A 17,539-nucleotide genomic window follows, 5' to 3' on the forward strand; every position below is an offset into this window, starting at 1 on the left:
AGGGAAAGGGTTCCTATAAAAATACTGGAAGAAATTAGGTCGCTTATGCATAAATAGCATAAGTAGGCACATGTTATTTATAAATATATTGGAAGTGCAATTATAAATATTCAAAGATACGAAAGTAATACAAAGGAAATTCTTATTTCTGCTACTACAAGTACTATTGAGCAAATGAAGTATGAAATTGCTTTTGAACTAAGAGTCACACTGGGACCTGATACATCACATCATCTACAAATGGTTCGGATCGGTGGAGAGTTTACAAAACGCTTAGTTTGAATGGCTGAAAAACAGTTAACAGGTCAATACAGATTACACTAAGAAAATAATCCGTATATATACGGATTATTTTTCCTTTAATTTACAAAAAAATAAATTTCGAAATTGAAAAAACCTCTCAGATTCCTTTGTAATAATCTTTTTTAGTTGTGTTAATGACATAGGTATCGAAAGGTGGTAAATTCGATACGAACGATGTATGATCCCTTAAAAGGGTTTTTGTGTTATTTATAATTTTAATTCCATAATACTTAAGCCGATATAATAAAATGTTTTATGTCTAAATTGATATAAAGTAATAATCATTAAGTGATATTTCTTTTTTTATAGAATAAGTAAAAACTGATACTGTAGTAATTACTGTTTTGAGATCAATTTACTGTGTACCTTAATTATTGAAGTTTTTTGTTGATTAACAACTATTGTGTTTGGAAATTAATAATAAGTTTATCCCGCTATTTGCCGGGCAGTAAGACCCCCACCTCAAAATTCAGCGGAAGCAAAGAAGTTAGGTGGGGGATCAACTGTCTGTAAAAGCCCGATTTGTGTGGGCTAATAATCAGTGGGGGATGAACAAAACCCCCACTGATTAAAGTTTCACTTTATGTGATGCGGTAATAAAACTAGCTATTTTGCTATTCTTAGTATTTGTAAAGTCTATATATTTTTCCCTCTTTTGTGGAAAGTAAAACTAATGTTACGACCAGTAATATAGTGTCATTTTTTGAATATTCCATTCGTTTTTTATTTTTATTTTTAGTTGATGAAAAGACCTTTCTCTCAATTAAATGTTTAATTGAGCACTTGAATTTCCTCCACCTTGTACTTTTCAAAACATAGTGTTTCAAAAATAGCCGTATCGCTTTCCTCTTTTTCCGATTTCACGACTTCTTTATTATCTTTTTCTAAAATTTGGAGCAAAATAGTTTTTCAGTTTCATATTTAAATTAGCAGTATTTATTTTTTGAATTCAATTTGTATAAATGATTGAATTGGAACTTTGACTGTTATTTCTTGCGGTGGTACAGTATCTCCTGTTACTTTCGTTTTATTTGTAATATTTTTCTATCTCGGTCCTCGCATTGACTACCACTGTATTTTGTAGTGCTTCACTGTTTTCTCAAGTTCAATAATTATATCTTGTAGAATTAAGAAAAGAACTTAGCTTATTTCGTTTACTTATCTACTCTGATATTTAGATGCTAACTACAATTAAATAATATATGATTTTTATAAAAAAGATATAGTAATATTTTGTTGTGAATTGTACTAATTTGATATTTTATAGTATTATTTGTCGTGAATTATATCTAACAGAATATATTTTATGGATCTATAAAGGAGAATGTAATGAATACTTCTATCGATATACAACACTTGTGTGATCTTGCACATAAAGCATTTAATGCCCCTGTACATATTTTATCTGCAGACAGAAAAATTTTATATCATTCTACATCTGATAATGTTTGTAGTCCTTTTTATTCTTCAAAAGAAGAACATCTTAGTGATATTTATCAAGAAAACGATCCCTTTAACTTGCCACTTTTCCGAAGTAACAACTATCTTGAAAATTTTGTTCTAATTCATATAGAAAATCATGATGATATTAAAGGGACTATTATAATCGGTCCTACTATACATCCAAAAGATTCAGATGATATGATCATAAAATTTCAGAAAGAATTTAAATCAAATGATAACATTCAAGAAAGACTTGCCTATTATCAGTGTTTATCTGAGATTAAAAAAACTACATTAATTGATATGGGAATTTTATTACATTACATGATTTTCAATGAAAAGTTAGATGTAGATATTGTCTTGGAAAAAAATAAAGTACTAGAGGAAATTCCTAATAAAAATGTGAAACCTGATTTATATATTTTAAAACGTCGACAAAACAAACCTAAAACGCACAATATGTCATTAGTAAATGATTTCTTTTCGACTATTAAAGAAGGGAATAAAAAAAAGTTAATACAGTATATGTATGCGGTTTCGCAAGAAGATGTTGAACTTATGCTAATAGAGGATCCGCTCAGGAATCAAAAAAACCTTGGAATTATTGCGATTACCTTAGCCACTCGATATGCAATAGAAGGAAACCTGCCACCAGATATTGCTTTTGCTCATAGTATTTTATATATACAAACCCTGGAACAATTAGATAATGTAGAATCTGTAAAGCGATTGTCAGGGGATGCTTTACGTACTTTTGCAGATCGTGTGAAAGAATACAATGCAAAAAAGTATTCTTACGCGGTTACTACATGTATAAAACATATTAATAAAAATGTTTACGATGGAATATCTCTGAATGAACTTGCTAATCATTTAGAAATTACGCCTACTTATCTGTCTAAACTATTTAAAAAAGAAATGGGAATTACTTTAAGCGAATATATTCAAAGGGAACGAGTGGAAGAAGCAAAGAAATTATTAACACTCACTACTTATTCGTTATCAGATATCTGTGCTTGGCTTAACTTTAATGACCAAAGTTATTTTATAAGAGTTTTCAAAAAAATCACTAGCATGACCCCTAGGCAGTACCGTGAAAAATATACAATAATATAAGTTTGTTATCTACTGTCTCCAATGTAAAGACTTAAACATGGGTGTAAGTATCCCAAAAAATGAAAATTCACTAACCATTATTTTGCTAAAGGAAACAAAAAGATAGAAGGCTGCAAAGTGTTCCAAGGAAGCTTTGCAGCTTTTTTGTAATTTAAAACCTATGTTTATAACGATGAGAAGTTTATAGACTAATATCTTCATATTAGATATTTATTAATAATGATATTAGGATATTTCGTGAAAAAATCAATAATATAACATATATTACTAAATATATCTACATTTTATGCAATTATATATAACTAAATAAAGGTAAAAAAGTATAAAAAAACCTATTATATTATTCTATAAGTATTTTTTCTAAAATAAAATTTCTTGGTTGAGCTAAAATAGTTATTTTTAACCGTATACACATTAATTTGTAATCATTACAATTACAGAAATGAAATTTACGAATAACTATATTTATATAATTTTTTTCGGTTCATATTTTTATTTAACAGTAAATTATCGAGCATAATCGACAAAATTTTTCTATTTACGCATTAAAAATTTAATGTTTTAATGAACAACATAACTGGTATGACCAGACAGAAAGGAGAAGGTTACGCTAATAGGAATTATAGTGAAGTTATAAGTAACATTATGTCTTTAATAATTTTCTAAATAGTCAATTTATTTACAAGAGGTCAAGAATCAAATTGGTAATAAACGTGTTCTAAGTTTCTGCATAACAAAAGTGAAGTTATTCCGCAATAAAAGTATAAGCAATGTACAGTATAATTTCACCTTTTGTTGTCTACTAAGGAATTTGCTGACAAAACTAAGAGGGATATTATCAAATTGAAATTAAACAATGTTATGACAAGATTAACTGTAAGCATTGGTTTATTGATCCTCACGATTCTGTAAGTTAAACCGCAACTTTAGGAAAGAATTAATAATTTACTACTCATAAGGTGCCTGATTCAAATATAGTTAATAAATTTTTGTTATTTATATTTAAAAAAATAGAGTATCGAAATGAGAGATAAATAAAATCCTTACATCCTATTAGAAGTAAAAAACAACGATATTAACGTATCTGAAAGATTTCTCCTTCTTATCCAGTTTACAAAGAGAGCGGTCGTACAAGTTATATGAATTAAGTTATAAAAACAATGGTAAAGGAGTGTACGGAATGAAAACTAAAATAATGACAGGATTATTAGTCACATCCATTGTAACTGGAGCAACTATTCCTATCAATACTCTCGCAACACCAATCGTTCAAGCGGAAACTCAACAGAAAGGCATGGATATTTCCTCTTCATTACGAAAATTAGGTGCGCAATCTAAATTAATCCAAACGTATATTGATCAATCTTTAATGAGTCCTAATGTACAGCTAGAGGAAGTCCCAGCTTTAAATACCAATCAATTCCTAATCAAACAAGATATGAAGGAATGGTCATCGGAACTCTATCCACAGTTAATTCTATTAAATTCAAAAAGTAAAGGATTTGTAACAAAATTTAATAGTTATTACCCGACATTAAAATCGTTTGTAGACAATAAAGAAGATAGAGAAGGGTTTTCGGATAGACTTGAAGTACTTCAAGAAATGGCTATGACGAATCAAGAAAATGCGCAACGACAAATCAATGAATTAACAGATCTTAAATTACAGCTTGATAAAAAATTAAAAGATTTTGATACTAATGTGGCAACTGCGCAAGGCATACTAAGTACAGATGGAACAGGAAAAATAGATCAGTTAAAAAATGAAATATTAAATACCAAAAAAGCAATTCAAAATGATTTACAGCAAATTGCATTAATACCAGGAGCTTTAAATGAGCAGGGATTTGCTATATTCAAAGAAGTTTATAGTCTTTCAAAAGAAATTATTGAACCAGCTGCTCAAGCAGGGGTGGCAGCGTATAACAAAGGAAAAGAAATTAACAACTCTATTCTAGAAGCGGAGAAAAAAGCGGCGCAAGAAGCGACAGAACAAGGTAAAACTGCTCTAGAGATTGAATCAGCAAAAAAAGCAGCTCGTGAAGCAATTGAGAAAAGCAAACAAGGTGAAATAGCAGCCGCAGCCGCAGCAAAAACACAAGAGTATGACCTGATGAAGGTCATTGATACCGAAAAGATTAAGAAAACATTTGGCGTTTTTGCTGAAGTAAATAAATTAACAGCAGAACAGCGAGCATATTTAGATGATTTAGAGAAACAAAATCAAAAAATATATGATTTAACAACGAAACTATCAATAGCTGATTTACAAAAATCAATGCTTCTTCTTACACAAAATGATTTGCATACGTTTGCAAATCAAGTAGATGTAGAACTGGATCTACTAAAGCGCTATAAAGAAGATTTAAATCTAATAAAAAATAGCATTACAAAATTATCTACTAATGTTGATACAACTAACGAGCAGTCTCAAAAAGATACATTAAGACAATTAAAAAATGTAATAAGTTACCTTGAAGAACAAGTATATAAATTTTAATATTGCGTTTTTAGGGAATCTATACAGATTATAAGCATTTAGCGAAAGAAGGAGAATAGTCATGAAAAAATTTCCATTCAAAGTACTAACTTTAGCTACATTAGCAACTGTTATAACTGCTACTACCGGTAACACTATTCATGCATTTGCACAAGAAACGACCGCTCAAGAACAAAAAGTAGGCAATTATGCATTAGGCCCCGAAGGACTGAAGAAAGCATTAGCTGAAACAGGGTCTCATATTCTAGTAATGGATTTATACGCAAAAACAATGATTAAGCAACCAAATGTAAATTTATCTAATATCGATTTAGGCTCAGAGGGGGGAGAGTTGCTCAAAAATATTCACCTTAATCAAGAGCTGTCACGAATCAATGCGAATTACTGGTTAGATACAGCGAAGCCACAGATTCAAAAAACTGCTCGTAATATTGTAAATTACGATGAACAATTTCAAAATTATTACGACACATTAGTAGAAACTGTACAAAAGAAAGATAAGGCAGGTCTAAAAGAGGGTATAAATGATTTAATTACTACAATCAATACAAATTCAAAAGAAGTTACAGATGTGATTAAGATGCTACAAGACTTCAAAGGGAAACTATATCAAAATTCTACAGATTTTAAAAATAATGTTGGTGGTCCAGATGGGAAAGGTGGATTAACTGCAATATTAGCAGGTCAACAGGCAACGATTCCACAACTTCAAGCTGAAATTGAGCAACTTCGTTCTACTCAGAAAAAACATTTTGATGATGTATTAGCATGGTCAATTGGTGGTGGATTGGGAGCAGCTATTTTAGTTATTGCAGCTATTGGAGGAGCGGTAGTTATTGTTGTAACTGGCGGTACAGCAACACCGGCTGTTGTTGGTGGACTCTCGGCTCTTGGTGCAGCTGGTATCGGTCTAGGAACTGCGGCTGGTGTCACAGCATCTAAGCATATGGACTCCTATAATGAAATTTCTAACAAAATCGGAGAATTAAGTATGAAAGCAGATCGTGCTAATCAAGCAGTTCTTTCGCTTACTAACGCGAAAGAAACATTGGCATATTTATATCAGACTGTAGATCAAGCGATATTGTCTCTAACAAATATTCAAAAGCAATGGAATACAATGGGCGCAAATTATACAGATTTACTGGATAATATCGATTCTATGCAAGACCACAAATTCTCTTTAATACCAGATGATTTAAAAGCCGCTAAAGAAAGTTGGAATGATATTCATAAAGATGCAGAATTCATTTCAAAAGATATTGCTTTTAAACAGGAGTAGAACTGAAATTTAAAACCTAAATTGGAGGAAAATGAAATGATAAAAAAAATCCCTTATAAATTACTCGCTGTATCGACGCTATTAACTATTACAACTGCTAATGTAGTTTTACCAGTAACAACTTTTGCAAGTGAAATTGAACAAACGAACAATGGAGATACGGCTCTTTCTGCAAATGAAGCGAGAATGAAAGAGACCTTGCAAAAGGCTGGATTATTTGCAAAATCTATGAATGCCTATTCTTATATGTTAATTAAGAATCCTGATGTGAATTTTGAGGGAATTACCATTAATGGATATGTAGATTTACCTGGTAGAATCGTACAAGATCAAAAGAATGCAAGGGCACATGCTGTTACTTGGGATACGAAAGTAAAAAAACAGCTTTTAGATACATTGAATGGTATTGTTGAATACGATACAACATTTGACAATTATTATGAAACAATGGTAGAAGCGATTAATACAGGGGATGGAGAAACTTTAAAAGAAGGGATTACAGATTTGCGAGGTGAAATTCAACAAAATCAAAAGTATGCACAACAACTAATAGAAGAATTAACTAAATTAAGAGACTCTATTGGACATGATGTTAGAGCTTTTGGAAGTAATAAAGAGCTCTTGCAGTCAATTTTAAAAAATCAAGGTGCAGATGTTGATGCCGATCAAAAGCGTCTAGAAGAAGTATTAGGATCAGTAAACTATTATAAACAATTAGAATCTGATGGGTTTAATGTAATGAAGGGTGCTATTTTGGGTCTACCAATAATTGGCGGTATTATAGTGGGAGTAGCAAGGGATAATTTAGGTAAGTTAGAGCCTTTATTAGCAGAATTACGTCAGACTGTGGATTATAAAGTAACCTTAAATCGTGTAGTTGGAGTTGCTTACAGTAATATTAATGAAATGCACAAGGCGCTTGATGATGCTATTAACGCTCTTACTTATATGTCCACGCAGTGGCATGATTTAGATTCTCAATATTCGGGCGTTCTAGGGCATATTGAGAATGCAGCTCAAAAAGCCGATCAAAATAAATTTAAATTCTTAAAACCTAATTTAAATGCAGCGAAAGACAGTTGGAAAACATTACGAACAGATGCTGTTACATTAAAAGAAGGAATAAAGGAATTAAAAGTGGAAACTGTTACTCCACAAAAATAGGGAAATATTAATTCTGCGTAAAGTGAACTAAAACATAGAAAGTCTATGATTACACTGTTAAACAGAAAAGTAATAATTAATAAATCCTTATATAACAGAAAGGCGGAGTCTCATTAAAGACTTCGCCTTTCAATTATATATAAGTATGATTCGAATAAAAAATAACCTTGTAGTTTAATTGCTTTTTTAAAATTTGCAACAGAATCGGTTAATTTGAAGCAGATTATATACATTTTCTTTAATACTTAATGATTTGAAGGCTGCTAAAGAAAGTTCAAACGATACTGATAAAAGATGTAGAACTCATTTTGAAAGACATCGCTTTTTAATAAGATTAGAACTTGAAACCATACCTTATATAGGAGGAATACGAAATGATGAAAAAAATCCCTAATAAACTACTCGCTGTATCAGCGTTTTTAACTATAACAACTACTTATGCAGTCATACCACTAGAAACTTTTGCGATTGAAATTGAACAAACGAACAATGAAAATATATCTCTTTCAGCAAATGAAGAACAGATGAAAAAAGCTTTGCAAGATGCTGGTTTATTTGCAAAAGCTATGAATGAATATTCTTATTTGCTAATTAATAATCCAGATGTGAGTTTTGAAGGAATAACTATTAATGGAAATGCAGATTTACCTAGTAAAATTGTACAAGATCAAAAGAATGCAAGAGCACATGCTGTTACATGGAATACACAAGTGAAAAAACAGCTTTTTGATACATTGACAGGCATTATAGAATACGATACAAAATTTGAAAATTATTATGAAACATTAGTAGAGGCGATCAATAATGGAAATGGAGATACTTTAAAAAAAGGGATTACAGATTTACAGGGAGGAATTCAACAAAATCAAAAGTCTGCAAAAGCATTAATAGAAGAATTAATTCAATTAAAAAATGCTATTGGAGAAGATGTTAGAACATTTGGAAGTCATAAAGAGACATTGCAATCGATTTTAAAAAACCAAGGTGCTGATGTGGAGGCTGACCAAAAGCGTCTAGAGGACCTTTTAGGACAAGTAAAATATCAGAAAGACATAGAATCTAAGGGGTTAGACATGGTAAAAATCCCCTTTATTCCAACCTTGATTGCTGGTGGCATAATGATAGGTGATGCAAGAGGTAAGTTAGGTTGGCTAGAACCTGAATTAGCAAAATTGCGTCAGACTGTAGATTATAAAATAACATTGAATCGTGTAGTTGGAGTTGCATTTCATAATATTAGTGATATGCATAGTACGCTTGATAGTGCTATCACTGCTCTTACTTATATGTCTACGCAATGGGAGGATTTAGATTCTCAATATTCGGGTGTACTGGGACATATTGATAAAGCTGATCAAAAAGCTGATCAAAATAAATATAAATTCTTAACCCCTAGCTTGAATGCAGCGAAAAACAGTTGGAAAACATTAAAAACAGATGTTGTCACTTTGCAAGAAGGGATAAAAATTGCAGAGAAAAAAGAACAGGATTTTTTGAATCAGCTTCGTCCATCAAACGTTTTCTACTTTTATAAAAAAATTCATAACGCATACACTTTTGAAATAAAGACTGGAACAAATGCGCCAAATGCGTCTTATAAAGTTATGAATTTAACTAAAAACACTGTTCATAATATGTGGAGTGGAGGGGCTAATACTAACATGTGGGCTGATTGGCTTTCATTCAATCCAAATGATGAATTTGCGGTAGTAGCAGTAGTGGATGGTAAAGAATATGTTGTGTATAAAGACAAAGTACAAAATATAATGAACTGAATCTGAAAGTAACGAAGTAATTGGAGCTGGAGAATAAACTAGACACCAAGTTAATTGAAAAATCTCCTTATATCCTAGAATATTTTGCTCAAGAAAAAGAATTTGTTCAGCGAAAAAGTAAATATTGAACCAAGGAGTTAGTTGTATTATGTGTATGGTTTTACCGAAAGGTTTCAAGTACATTACTCATACAATTATGTAGTTATCCTGAAGCATCTACAGGTGTTCTTATCGACCTTGAAGAACTACTTAGCTTCCTAAGTGGAGTGACTTTATGCAAAATTAAGTGAACGTTTTTGTACATAGATTAGTTGACATTTATATAGATTTTTTCCATTTTCAAAGATAGTTTTGTTTTTTTATGTTATTTTTCAAAAATTACTGTTGAAGTTTCTATATTCATGACTCAGCATATAATCATTGTTTGATGAAATGACATACCACGTCCCTTAGAGTTTCATACGTATTACGATAACTTAAAGAAAAAAGATAATAGTAGTCAACGGTTACTATTATCTTTTTTGAACTATTTTTCATTAAAATATCTCATCTGCTGTGCTCCTTATTTACTTTTCCAGATTTTATCCTAGTTTAAAATTTATGCATTTGAACTGTTTATACAATTTGTAGGATTTTTAGCTTTTTTGTCGAATACACTTAATGCAAGGAGGGACATTACATGATTATTAAAGATTATTTCATCAACCTTTCTATTTTTTCTTTATTAGTTAGCGCAGCAATATTTATTCAAGTGTTTACAATTAATTCTAGTCGATATTTCGAAAAGCTCTATGGAGGGATTATTGCAGTTACGTTAATGTTCTTTTCTTTTCCATACATGGGATTTTCTTACGATCTTCGAGTTGTTCCTCTTATTCTATCTTTTATTTACTTTGGTCGTATTGCTGGTTGGATTACGTTAATTAGCATAATTGTAATGCGTATCTTTTACACAGGAGGGTACTGGGAACCTCCTGTGATTGCTTATTTAGGTATGGGGATTCTATTTTCTACCTTTAAAACTTATTTTAAAAAACTACATCCTTTTAAAAGTGCATCGTTATATTTTTCTGTTTTTATTGGAATAAAGTGGTTAGTTGGCGTATTATTTAATACTACATTACTTTACACAGGAGGCTTATTATATATAGCGTTAGGACTTTTAATTGGGCTATTTCTTATGGAAGCCTACCAGAGATTGTATTATTTAACACAGGACTTATCTAAAATGAATCGAGAATTAAAAAAATCGAAGCAAGAACTTGCAGATACCGTACATGAGCTTCAAGGAGGAATTTTTAAATTTAAAAAAGTGGGTAAGCACTTTATACACACTTTATGTGATGGACAGTTTTATTATCAAAACGGATTTTATTCTGAACAGGTGGTAGGAAAAAGCTTACGTACTATTGATGCTTCTATTGTTCCTCCACATTTAGTTCCACAATTGATGAAGTACTATCTTCAGGCATGGGAAGGAAAAGAAATTATATTTGAATTACCTTGGCCAAATGATAAAACTATTATTCTTATTGCGCTTAGGCCGATTAAACGAAATGGACAAGTTATTGAAGTTGTTGGTTCTACAGTTGATATAACCGAAAGGAAAAAGGTAGAATCAGAATTAAGCGCTACCAAAGAATTATTGGAATCATTTATAAAGCACAATCTAGATGCTATTACCATTTCTGATCGAGAAGGGCATATTTTACAAGCGAATAAAGCTTATGAAAAGATATTTGGGTGGTCATCACAAGAAATCATAGGTAAGAGATTACCTTGTGTACCAGATTTTTTAATGGAAGAATCGCTTAAAAATATTCAGAAAATTCTAACAGGAGAATCTGTGGTTACTAGATTAGAAACTGTTAGACAAAGGAGCGATGGGAGTCTTCTTGATGTCAGTCTGACAGTTTCTCCTATACTAGATGTAAGAGGAAATGTGATAGCTTTATCAGCAATATGTAGAGACATCTCTGAAAGAAAACAAGCAGAAAGAGAACGACATCGATTACACCAGCAATTAAGAGATAGTGAAATGAAGTACCGTGCACTAATTGAACAAGCAACTGATGCGGTATATGTAGTAGAGCTGAATGAAGATAATGCTCCAAGTCGATTTATTGAGGTAAACCCTGTTGGGTGTAGAAGATTTGGATATAGTAGAGAAGAGTTGCTCTCATTATCATTTTCAAATATAGTACCACAAGATTCTCAAATGATCGTAAGGCTATTAGAAAAAATTAAAAAGGGACAAACTTCCTTCACTTTGCAAGATGAATATGTTTTTCCAACAGGAAAAGTAATAACAGCTGAGTTTAGTGTTCGTGTTTTTAACTTAAATGGTAAAAAGGTTTTCCTAAGTATTTCTCGTGATATCACTGAACGGCTAAAAACAGAAGAATTATTACGAAAATCTGAAAAACTTGCTGTTGTAGGACAATTAGCGACTGCAATGGCTCATGAGATTAATAATCCATTAACTGCAATGAAAGGGTTCATGCAATTACTAAAATCAACAGAAAATGAGAATAATCAGGGTTATATTAATATAGTATCATCAGAGATTGAGCGTATAGAGAGCATAACAACTGAATTTATGGCGGTAGCCAAACCACAGGTGGTAAAAATACAACCTAATGATATTAGTTTGCTAATGGATCAAGTTTTAATGCTACTACAACCTCAAGCAATGATGCATAATATAAAATTTAGAATCGATCTTAACCCTGGTATTCCATTGATTTCATGTGAAGGAAATCAATTAAAACAAGTATTTGTTAATATATTAAAAAATGCAATTGAATCTATGCCGATGGGAGGGGAAATTCTGATTCAAATAAATATACTTGATAATAATCAAGTAAGAATTCGTTTTATCGATCAAGGGTGTGGGATTCCAAAAGAACGTATACCATACCTTGGAGAACCTTTTTATAGTATTAAAGAAGAGGGGATTGGCTTAGGGTTAATGATCTGTTATAAAATCATTGAAACACATCAGGGAAAGGTATTTATTGAGAGTGAAGTGAATAAGGGGACTACAGTTGAAGTCACTCTCCCTATTTGTACACTTCAAAATTAATATATTCTTTTACTGAAATTTTTAAAGAAACCATACAGAATGTAATGCTAATGTTACTTAATGAAATAATAAAGAGAAGAACACTGGTAAATTTACCCTATAGAATAGACAATTGAAAAAGCTTGTTATAAAAACATCCTTTCTTTAGAACTAAAAGAAAGGATGTTTTTAATATTGTAATTATGCTCGAAAACATTTCTTATTTTTACTTTTAATACATTTTTTAACTAATTTTGGTTAAGTTATTTTCAAAGGCGTTATTATTAATTCAATAAGTATATTTACATATCACCATCCCTAATTTTAAAAATAGCAATTTCCTGAAAACTATATATAGTTTCTTTCTGAAAGGAAGGGTATTATCAATTGAAACCACATGAAAGAATATCTGTTTACTCTATAGAATCTTTGCAGGATTTAATGAAATTACTAAAAAAATCTAAAGATTTTATAACGTTGGAAATTGCTTCTAATAATTCCTCTATAGTCATTTCATATTTTAGAACATTAATCGATGTAAATATATTTCATGAAGAGGTTTTGACTTATATAAAAGAGAAGAGCTTCGATTCGTTACAAGATATTCACTCTGTCTTACCTTTTGAGAATTCAAAAATAACAAATCAAATGGAAGATATTCAGGATAGTATTTTAAATGGCTATATACTGATTCAGTTCGATACAGATAAATTAAATTGTTTGTTAGTAAATGTGTCAAAGAAAGAAAAAAGGGATATTACAAAAGCCGAAATTGAATACAATATTGTGGGTCCGCAAATCGCATTTGTCGAAGATTTAGATGTAAATTTAAATTTAGTACGTAGAAAGCTTCCAACACCTTATTTACAAATGAAAGAATTGAAAGTAGGATCTCTCTCTAACACAACTGTTGCGATTGTATTTATTGAGGGAATTGTAAATGATCAAAATCTACAAGAAATTATAAAAAGGGTAAGTCAAATAAAAACAGACCATGTTTTGGATAGTACTTATTTGATGCAGTTAATTGCAGACAACCCGAATTCTATATTCCCTCAATTTTTGAATACAGAACGTCCGGACCGTGTGGCAGCTGTATTAGCAGAAGGGAAAATTGCACTTTTTGTAGATGGCTCGCCTTATGCTATCACTCTTCCAACGACATTAATTGACTTTTTTTCTACGACAGAAGATTACACCATGCCTTGGATTATTTCCTCCTTTTTTCGACTGCTAAGGCTTTTTGCTTTTATTTTTTCTGTCTTAACAACTCCATTATATGTTGCAATTTTAACATATCATTACGAGCTAATTCCGAGAGAACTTCTTGAAACGTTAATCATATCGAGAAGTAAAGTACCTTTTCCTCCAGTTATTGAAGCACTTTTTTTAGAAATAACGATTGAATTACTGAGAGAAGCGGGGGCACGTTTACCAACTAAAGTGGGTCTAACTGTCGGTATAGTAGGTGGTATTGTAATTGGACAGGCATCGGTAGAGGCAAGTCTTACAAGTAATGTACTTATTATCATTGTTGCACTTTCAGCCCTTAGCTCATTTACAGCACCAATATATCGAATTGGTAATACAATTCGAGTAATTCGTTTTCCTTTTATAATCGCCGCACACCTGTTGGGTTTATTAGGAATTGTTTTAACAAGCTCTTTGCTTTTAGCACGTTTATTACGTACAGAATCATTAAGACGTCCTTATTTGTTTCCTTTTTATCCTACACGCCTTACAGATTGGAAAGACAGTATTGTACGTATGCCGATTTCAGCGATGTTTCGACGTCCTATTTTTTCAAGGTCTAAACAGCGTTTTCGCTTTAATCCAGAAGAGGTAGAGAAAAATAAAATACTATCAAGAAATGATTTTGATGATTGAATTTAACAGGGAGGAGCATTATGAAACAGATCCCAATTGAGTATCAAGTCTCTCCATATATGGTATTTTTTTTAATTATTACTATACAGATGGGGGTTGGTATGCTTGGTTTTGAAAGGATTAGTGCAAAATTAGTTGGAAATGATGCGTGGATTAGCACGCTACTTTTTGGAATATCTGTTAATCTTATGATTTGGATCATATATCAGATTTTAAATCAGGGTAATGGAGACATCATTGCAATCAATCAAAACGTACTTGGAAAATGGATTGGTGGAATATTCAACTTCATTTTTTTATCCTATATTGTATTGTTAGGTGCAACAACACTACATACTTATATCGAAGTAGTACATGTTTGGATGTTTCCTTCTATTTCATCTTGGGTTATAGCTGGGGCTTTTTTGGGTTTATGCTATTACATTGTTACTGGAGGATTTCGTGTAGTTGCCGGAATCTGTTTCTTTGGAATCGTTATCCCAAGCATTCTAATCTTCACATTTTTTTATCCTTTGCAGTATGCAGATTTCCGAAATTTATTTCCAATTGCACAGCATTCATTCCTAGAAATTATGAAAGGAATGAAAGGAAATATGTTTAGTTTTTTTGGATTTGAAATGTTATTGCTGTACTACCCATTTATTAAAAAGGCAAAAACGTCTCAAAAATATGCGCACTATGCAAATTTAGTAACGACTATTGTCTACACATACCTTATGATTTTAACTCTTGCGTTTTTTAGTGAAAAACAACTAGCGAGTGCGATATGGGCATATTTAAGCATGATTAAAATTATACAATTTCCCTTTATAGAGCGGTTTGAATACATTATTGTTTCTGTTTGGGCTTTTTTTATATTACCCAATGTTTCCTTTACATTATGGGGAGTAAGTCGTGGTATAAAAGAGGCACTGGGAATAAAGCAAAAATATGTTTTGCCAGTTATCATCCTATTCATCTTTGTTTTATCATTTTTCTTGAATAACCGTAATAAAATTAACTTATTAAATACTTGGACAGGTCAAATGGGCTTTATATATATATATGTATACCTACCTGTACTATGGCTAATTCAAACCGCCAAAATAAAGTTAAGGAGATAAACATGAAGCGATGGATACTTTTCCTTATAGTAAGTGTCTTCTTAATAGGTTGTGCTAAAACGAAAATTGTGGATGACATTGACTTAGTTCAAGTTGCGGCATATGATACCGAAGCAAAAGGTAAGCTAAAAGGAACCTTTGCGATTTCAGCTTATAAAGGAGGCGGGGAAGGTGAAACGAAAATCTATTCAGCATCAGGCCAGACTGGTAGAGAAGTTCTTGCAAGAGCATCCGAAAAATCTTCTGGACCTCTAGAGTTGGGGCAATTGCGTGTTATTATATTTAATGAAAAAATAATTGAAAAGGGAATGCAGGAAATTTTAGAGACTTTGAATCGAAATCCTAGTGTAGGAAATGCAATTTACTTAGCAATTACAAATGTAAAAGGGGAATCACTATTAAAGGGGAACTATTCTGAAGAAAAAGAAATTGCTTCCTATCTATCCTCTTTACTGGAGCAAAATATGGATAATGGAACGCAGCCAAAAACAAATTTTTTTATGTTTTTAAACCAACTTAATGATGATGCGAGAGATTCATATTTACCGATAATATCTAAAAAAGGTAATGTGTTGGAGTTAGATGGAATAGCACTTTTTAAAAGATGTAAAATGGTTGATAAAGTAAACCCTAAAGATTTATTTGTATTTAAATTGTTGACAGATAATTTTAAACAAGGTACATACCAATTCAAACTACCTGGTTCCCCAAATACTTACGCCACGATAGAGAATATAAAAGCTAGAACAAAATATAAGATGGAGGGGAATAGTAAGCATCCATTCGTAAATGCTCATATTCAAGTTAAAGCTGAAATTCAAGAATTTACAAAAACAAAAAATCTAGATAATCCTAAAGAAATAAAAAAATTAGAAAAAATTATGGAAAAAGAAATAGAGAAAAAAGCAACTACATTGATAAAGAGATTTATTAAAAAAGACACAGATCCTATAGGACTTAGAAAGCTTGGTAGAACTCACGTAAGAAAATGGAACAGTCAAGAATGGGAAGAATCCTATAAACATTTACGTTTTCGTGTAACAGCTGATGTAAAAGTAACCCAATCTGGTGTTACAGAATAAATCAAATAAGATATGGGGAATTTTAATGAAAAAATATAGTCTCGCAGGAGATTAGGGAGAAGAGAAACGATTAACAAAGAATTTCATAAACATTAAGATGCTTTGTTAATCGTTTTTATACCTGTAGCTTTATCACTTATAGTAATCATAATTATAATAAAAGAACACCGAAACAAATTCCCGATACCACATAATTATAAGAGGACAATAAAGCATCAAGATATAATGTATGCTTTGTCTGGAAAAAAGAATTAAGTACTTCAAGGTTAAACACTTAACTTTAAAGTAGTTGTAGCACTTCAACTAGACTGTGCCCCCGAAAGTTAGAAAGGTCGGTTTATTAAGTAGTCTCTAGGGAATGAGCCTAGTACAATACTGGATTCATTTCCTTTTATTTTTCCTTGATTCTTTCATGATTATAGTACTTTATCTACTTTATCTACTTTGCTAATTCTTGTTTGAATTCTGTTATAATTTCAAATTCTTTCGATACAGAAATAGACATACAAAAACGCCATTCTTTCTTATAAATCTACAGAAAGAATGGCGTATTCTTCAAAAGTGAGTTCCTTTATTGAAAAGCTTTAGTTCTATATGACAGATAAAAGGGCAAGCAACGCTAAAATAGCGAGAAATCCTTGTTTCATGATAATTGATTTATTGGATGTGAAACCTCCGAAAATAGCTGCTACCACTACACAAATGATGAAAAATAATTGAATCATATAACCAATGGGATTATTTCCAAGTATAAGTCCCCGAATGAGGCCAGCTGCTAAGAATTCATTATATAAACCGTTTGCAAATTAATTGTCTAAGT

11 protein-coding genes and 2 pseudogenes are annotated in these 17,539 nt (G+C 31.4%); 11 read left to right on the forward strand and 2 right to left on the reverse strand.

All coding sequences use genetic code 11. The features are described from left to right. Positions 1-102 precede the first annotated feature (102 nt). Positions 103-282 carry a small, acid-soluble spore protein, alpha/beta type gene (locus ASE54_RS34070; RefSeq protein WP_042598237.1) on the forward strand — a complete coding sequence of 60 codons (180 nt, stop codon included), beginning with the start codon at positions 103-105 and terminating at the stop codon, positions 280-282. A 792-nt stretch (positions 283-1,074) separates the two neighbouring features. On the opposite strand, the gene ASE54_RS34075 is transcribed toward ASE54_RS34070, so the two are convergent. After that, positions 1,075-1,203: a hypothetical protein gene (locus ASE54_RS34075; RefSeq protein ID WP_003281887.1), complete on the reverse strand. Its 129-nt coding sequence runs from the start codon at positions 1,201-1,203 to the stop codon at positions 1,075-1,077. 429 nt (positions 1,204-1,632) lie between these two features. Between ASE54_RS34075 and ASE54_RS11575 the strand changes: the two genes are divergently transcribed. The 10 genes and pseudogenes from ASE54_RS11575 to ASE54_RS11615 all read left to right on the forward strand — a co-directional run bounded on the left by ASE54_RS11575 (position 1,633) and on the right by ASE54_RS11615 (position 16,719). Then, the gene (locus tag ASE54_RS11575) at positions 1,633-2,862 is read left to right on the forward strand and encodes a helix-turn-helix domain-containing protein (RefSeq protein ID WP_001097907.1); all 1,230 of its coding nucleotides are present in this window, start codon (positions 1,633-1,635) and stop codon (positions 2,860-2,862) included. 1,180 nt (positions 2,863-4,042) lie between these two features. Further along, positions 4,043-5,362, forward strand: a complete 1,320-nt coding sequence (hblC, locus tag ASE54_RS11580) for a hemolytic enterotoxin HBL lytic component L2 (protein ID WP_000850241.1) — start codon at positions 4,043-4,045, stop codon at positions 5,360-5,362. 61 nt (positions 5,363-5,423) lie between these two features. After that, entirely contained in the window at positions 5,424-6,644 is a 1,221-nt protein-coding gene (gene hblD, locus ASE54_RS11585; protein ID WP_000714435.1) for a hemolytic enterotoxin HBL lytic component L1, read from the forward strand. A 36-nt stretch (positions 6,645-6,680) separates the two neighbouring features. Beyond that, entirely contained in the window at positions 6,681-7,808 is a 1,128-nt protein-coding gene (gene hblB, locus ASE54_RS11590; RefSeq protein WP_000591960.1) for a hemolytic enterotoxin HBL binding subunit HblB, read from the forward strand. Positions 7,809-8,182: 374 nt separating this feature from the next. Continuing rightward, positions 8,183-9,583 carry a hemolytic enterotoxin HBL binding subunit HblA gene (gene hblA, locus ASE54_RS11595; RefSeq protein ID WP_000976159.1) on the forward strand — a complete coding sequence of 467 codons (1,401 nt, stop codon included), beginning with the start codon at positions 8,183-8,185 and terminating at the stop codon, positions 9,581-9,583. Between the two features lie 20 nt (positions 9,584-9,603). Then, positions 9,604-9,816 (forward strand): annotated as a pseudogene (locus tag ASE54_RS36840) (hypothetical protein); the annotation flags it as partial. Between the two features lie 446 nt (positions 9,817-10,262). After that, entirely contained in the window at positions 10,263-12,668 is a 2,406-nt protein-coding gene (locus tag ASE54_RS11600) for a PAS domain S-box protein (protein ID WP_000584302.1), read from the forward strand. Between the two features lie 366 nt (positions 12,669-13,034). Further along, positions 13,035-14,534, forward strand: coding sequence for a spore germination protein (locus ASE54_RS11605; RefSeq protein ID WP_000802307.1), 1,500 nt, complete (start codon positions 13,035-13,037; stop codon positions 14,532-14,534). Between the two features lie 20 nt (positions 14,535-14,554). Beyond that, on the forward strand, positions 14,555-15,637 hold the full coding sequence (locus ASE54_RS11610) for a GerAB/ArcD/ProY family transporter (RefSeq protein ID WP_000809702.1): 1,083 nt from the start codon (positions 14,555-14,557) through the stop codon (positions 15,635-15,637). Between the two features lie 2 nt (positions 15,638-15,639). Beyond that, the gene (locus tag ASE54_RS11615; protein ID WP_000832876.1) at positions 15,640-16,719 is read left to right on the forward strand and encodes a Ger(x)C family spore germination protein; all 1,080 of its coding nucleotides are present in this window, start codon (positions 15,640-15,642) and stop codon (positions 16,717-16,719) included. A 590-nt stretch (positions 16,720-17,309) separates the two neighbouring features. On the opposite strand, the pseudogene ASE54_RS34090 reads toward ASE54_RS11615, so the two are convergent. Next, positions 17,310-17,525, reverse strand: a pseudogene (locus ASE54_RS34090) (DUF1304 domain-containing protein); the annotation flags it as partial. Between the last annotated feature and the right edge of the window lie 14 nt (positions 17,526-17,539).

The organism is Bacillus sp. Root131 (assembly GCF_001429475.1).
Taxonomy (GTDB): Bacteria; Bacillota; Bacilli; order Bacillales; family Bacillaceae_G; genus Bacillus_A; species Bacillus_A thuringiensis_S.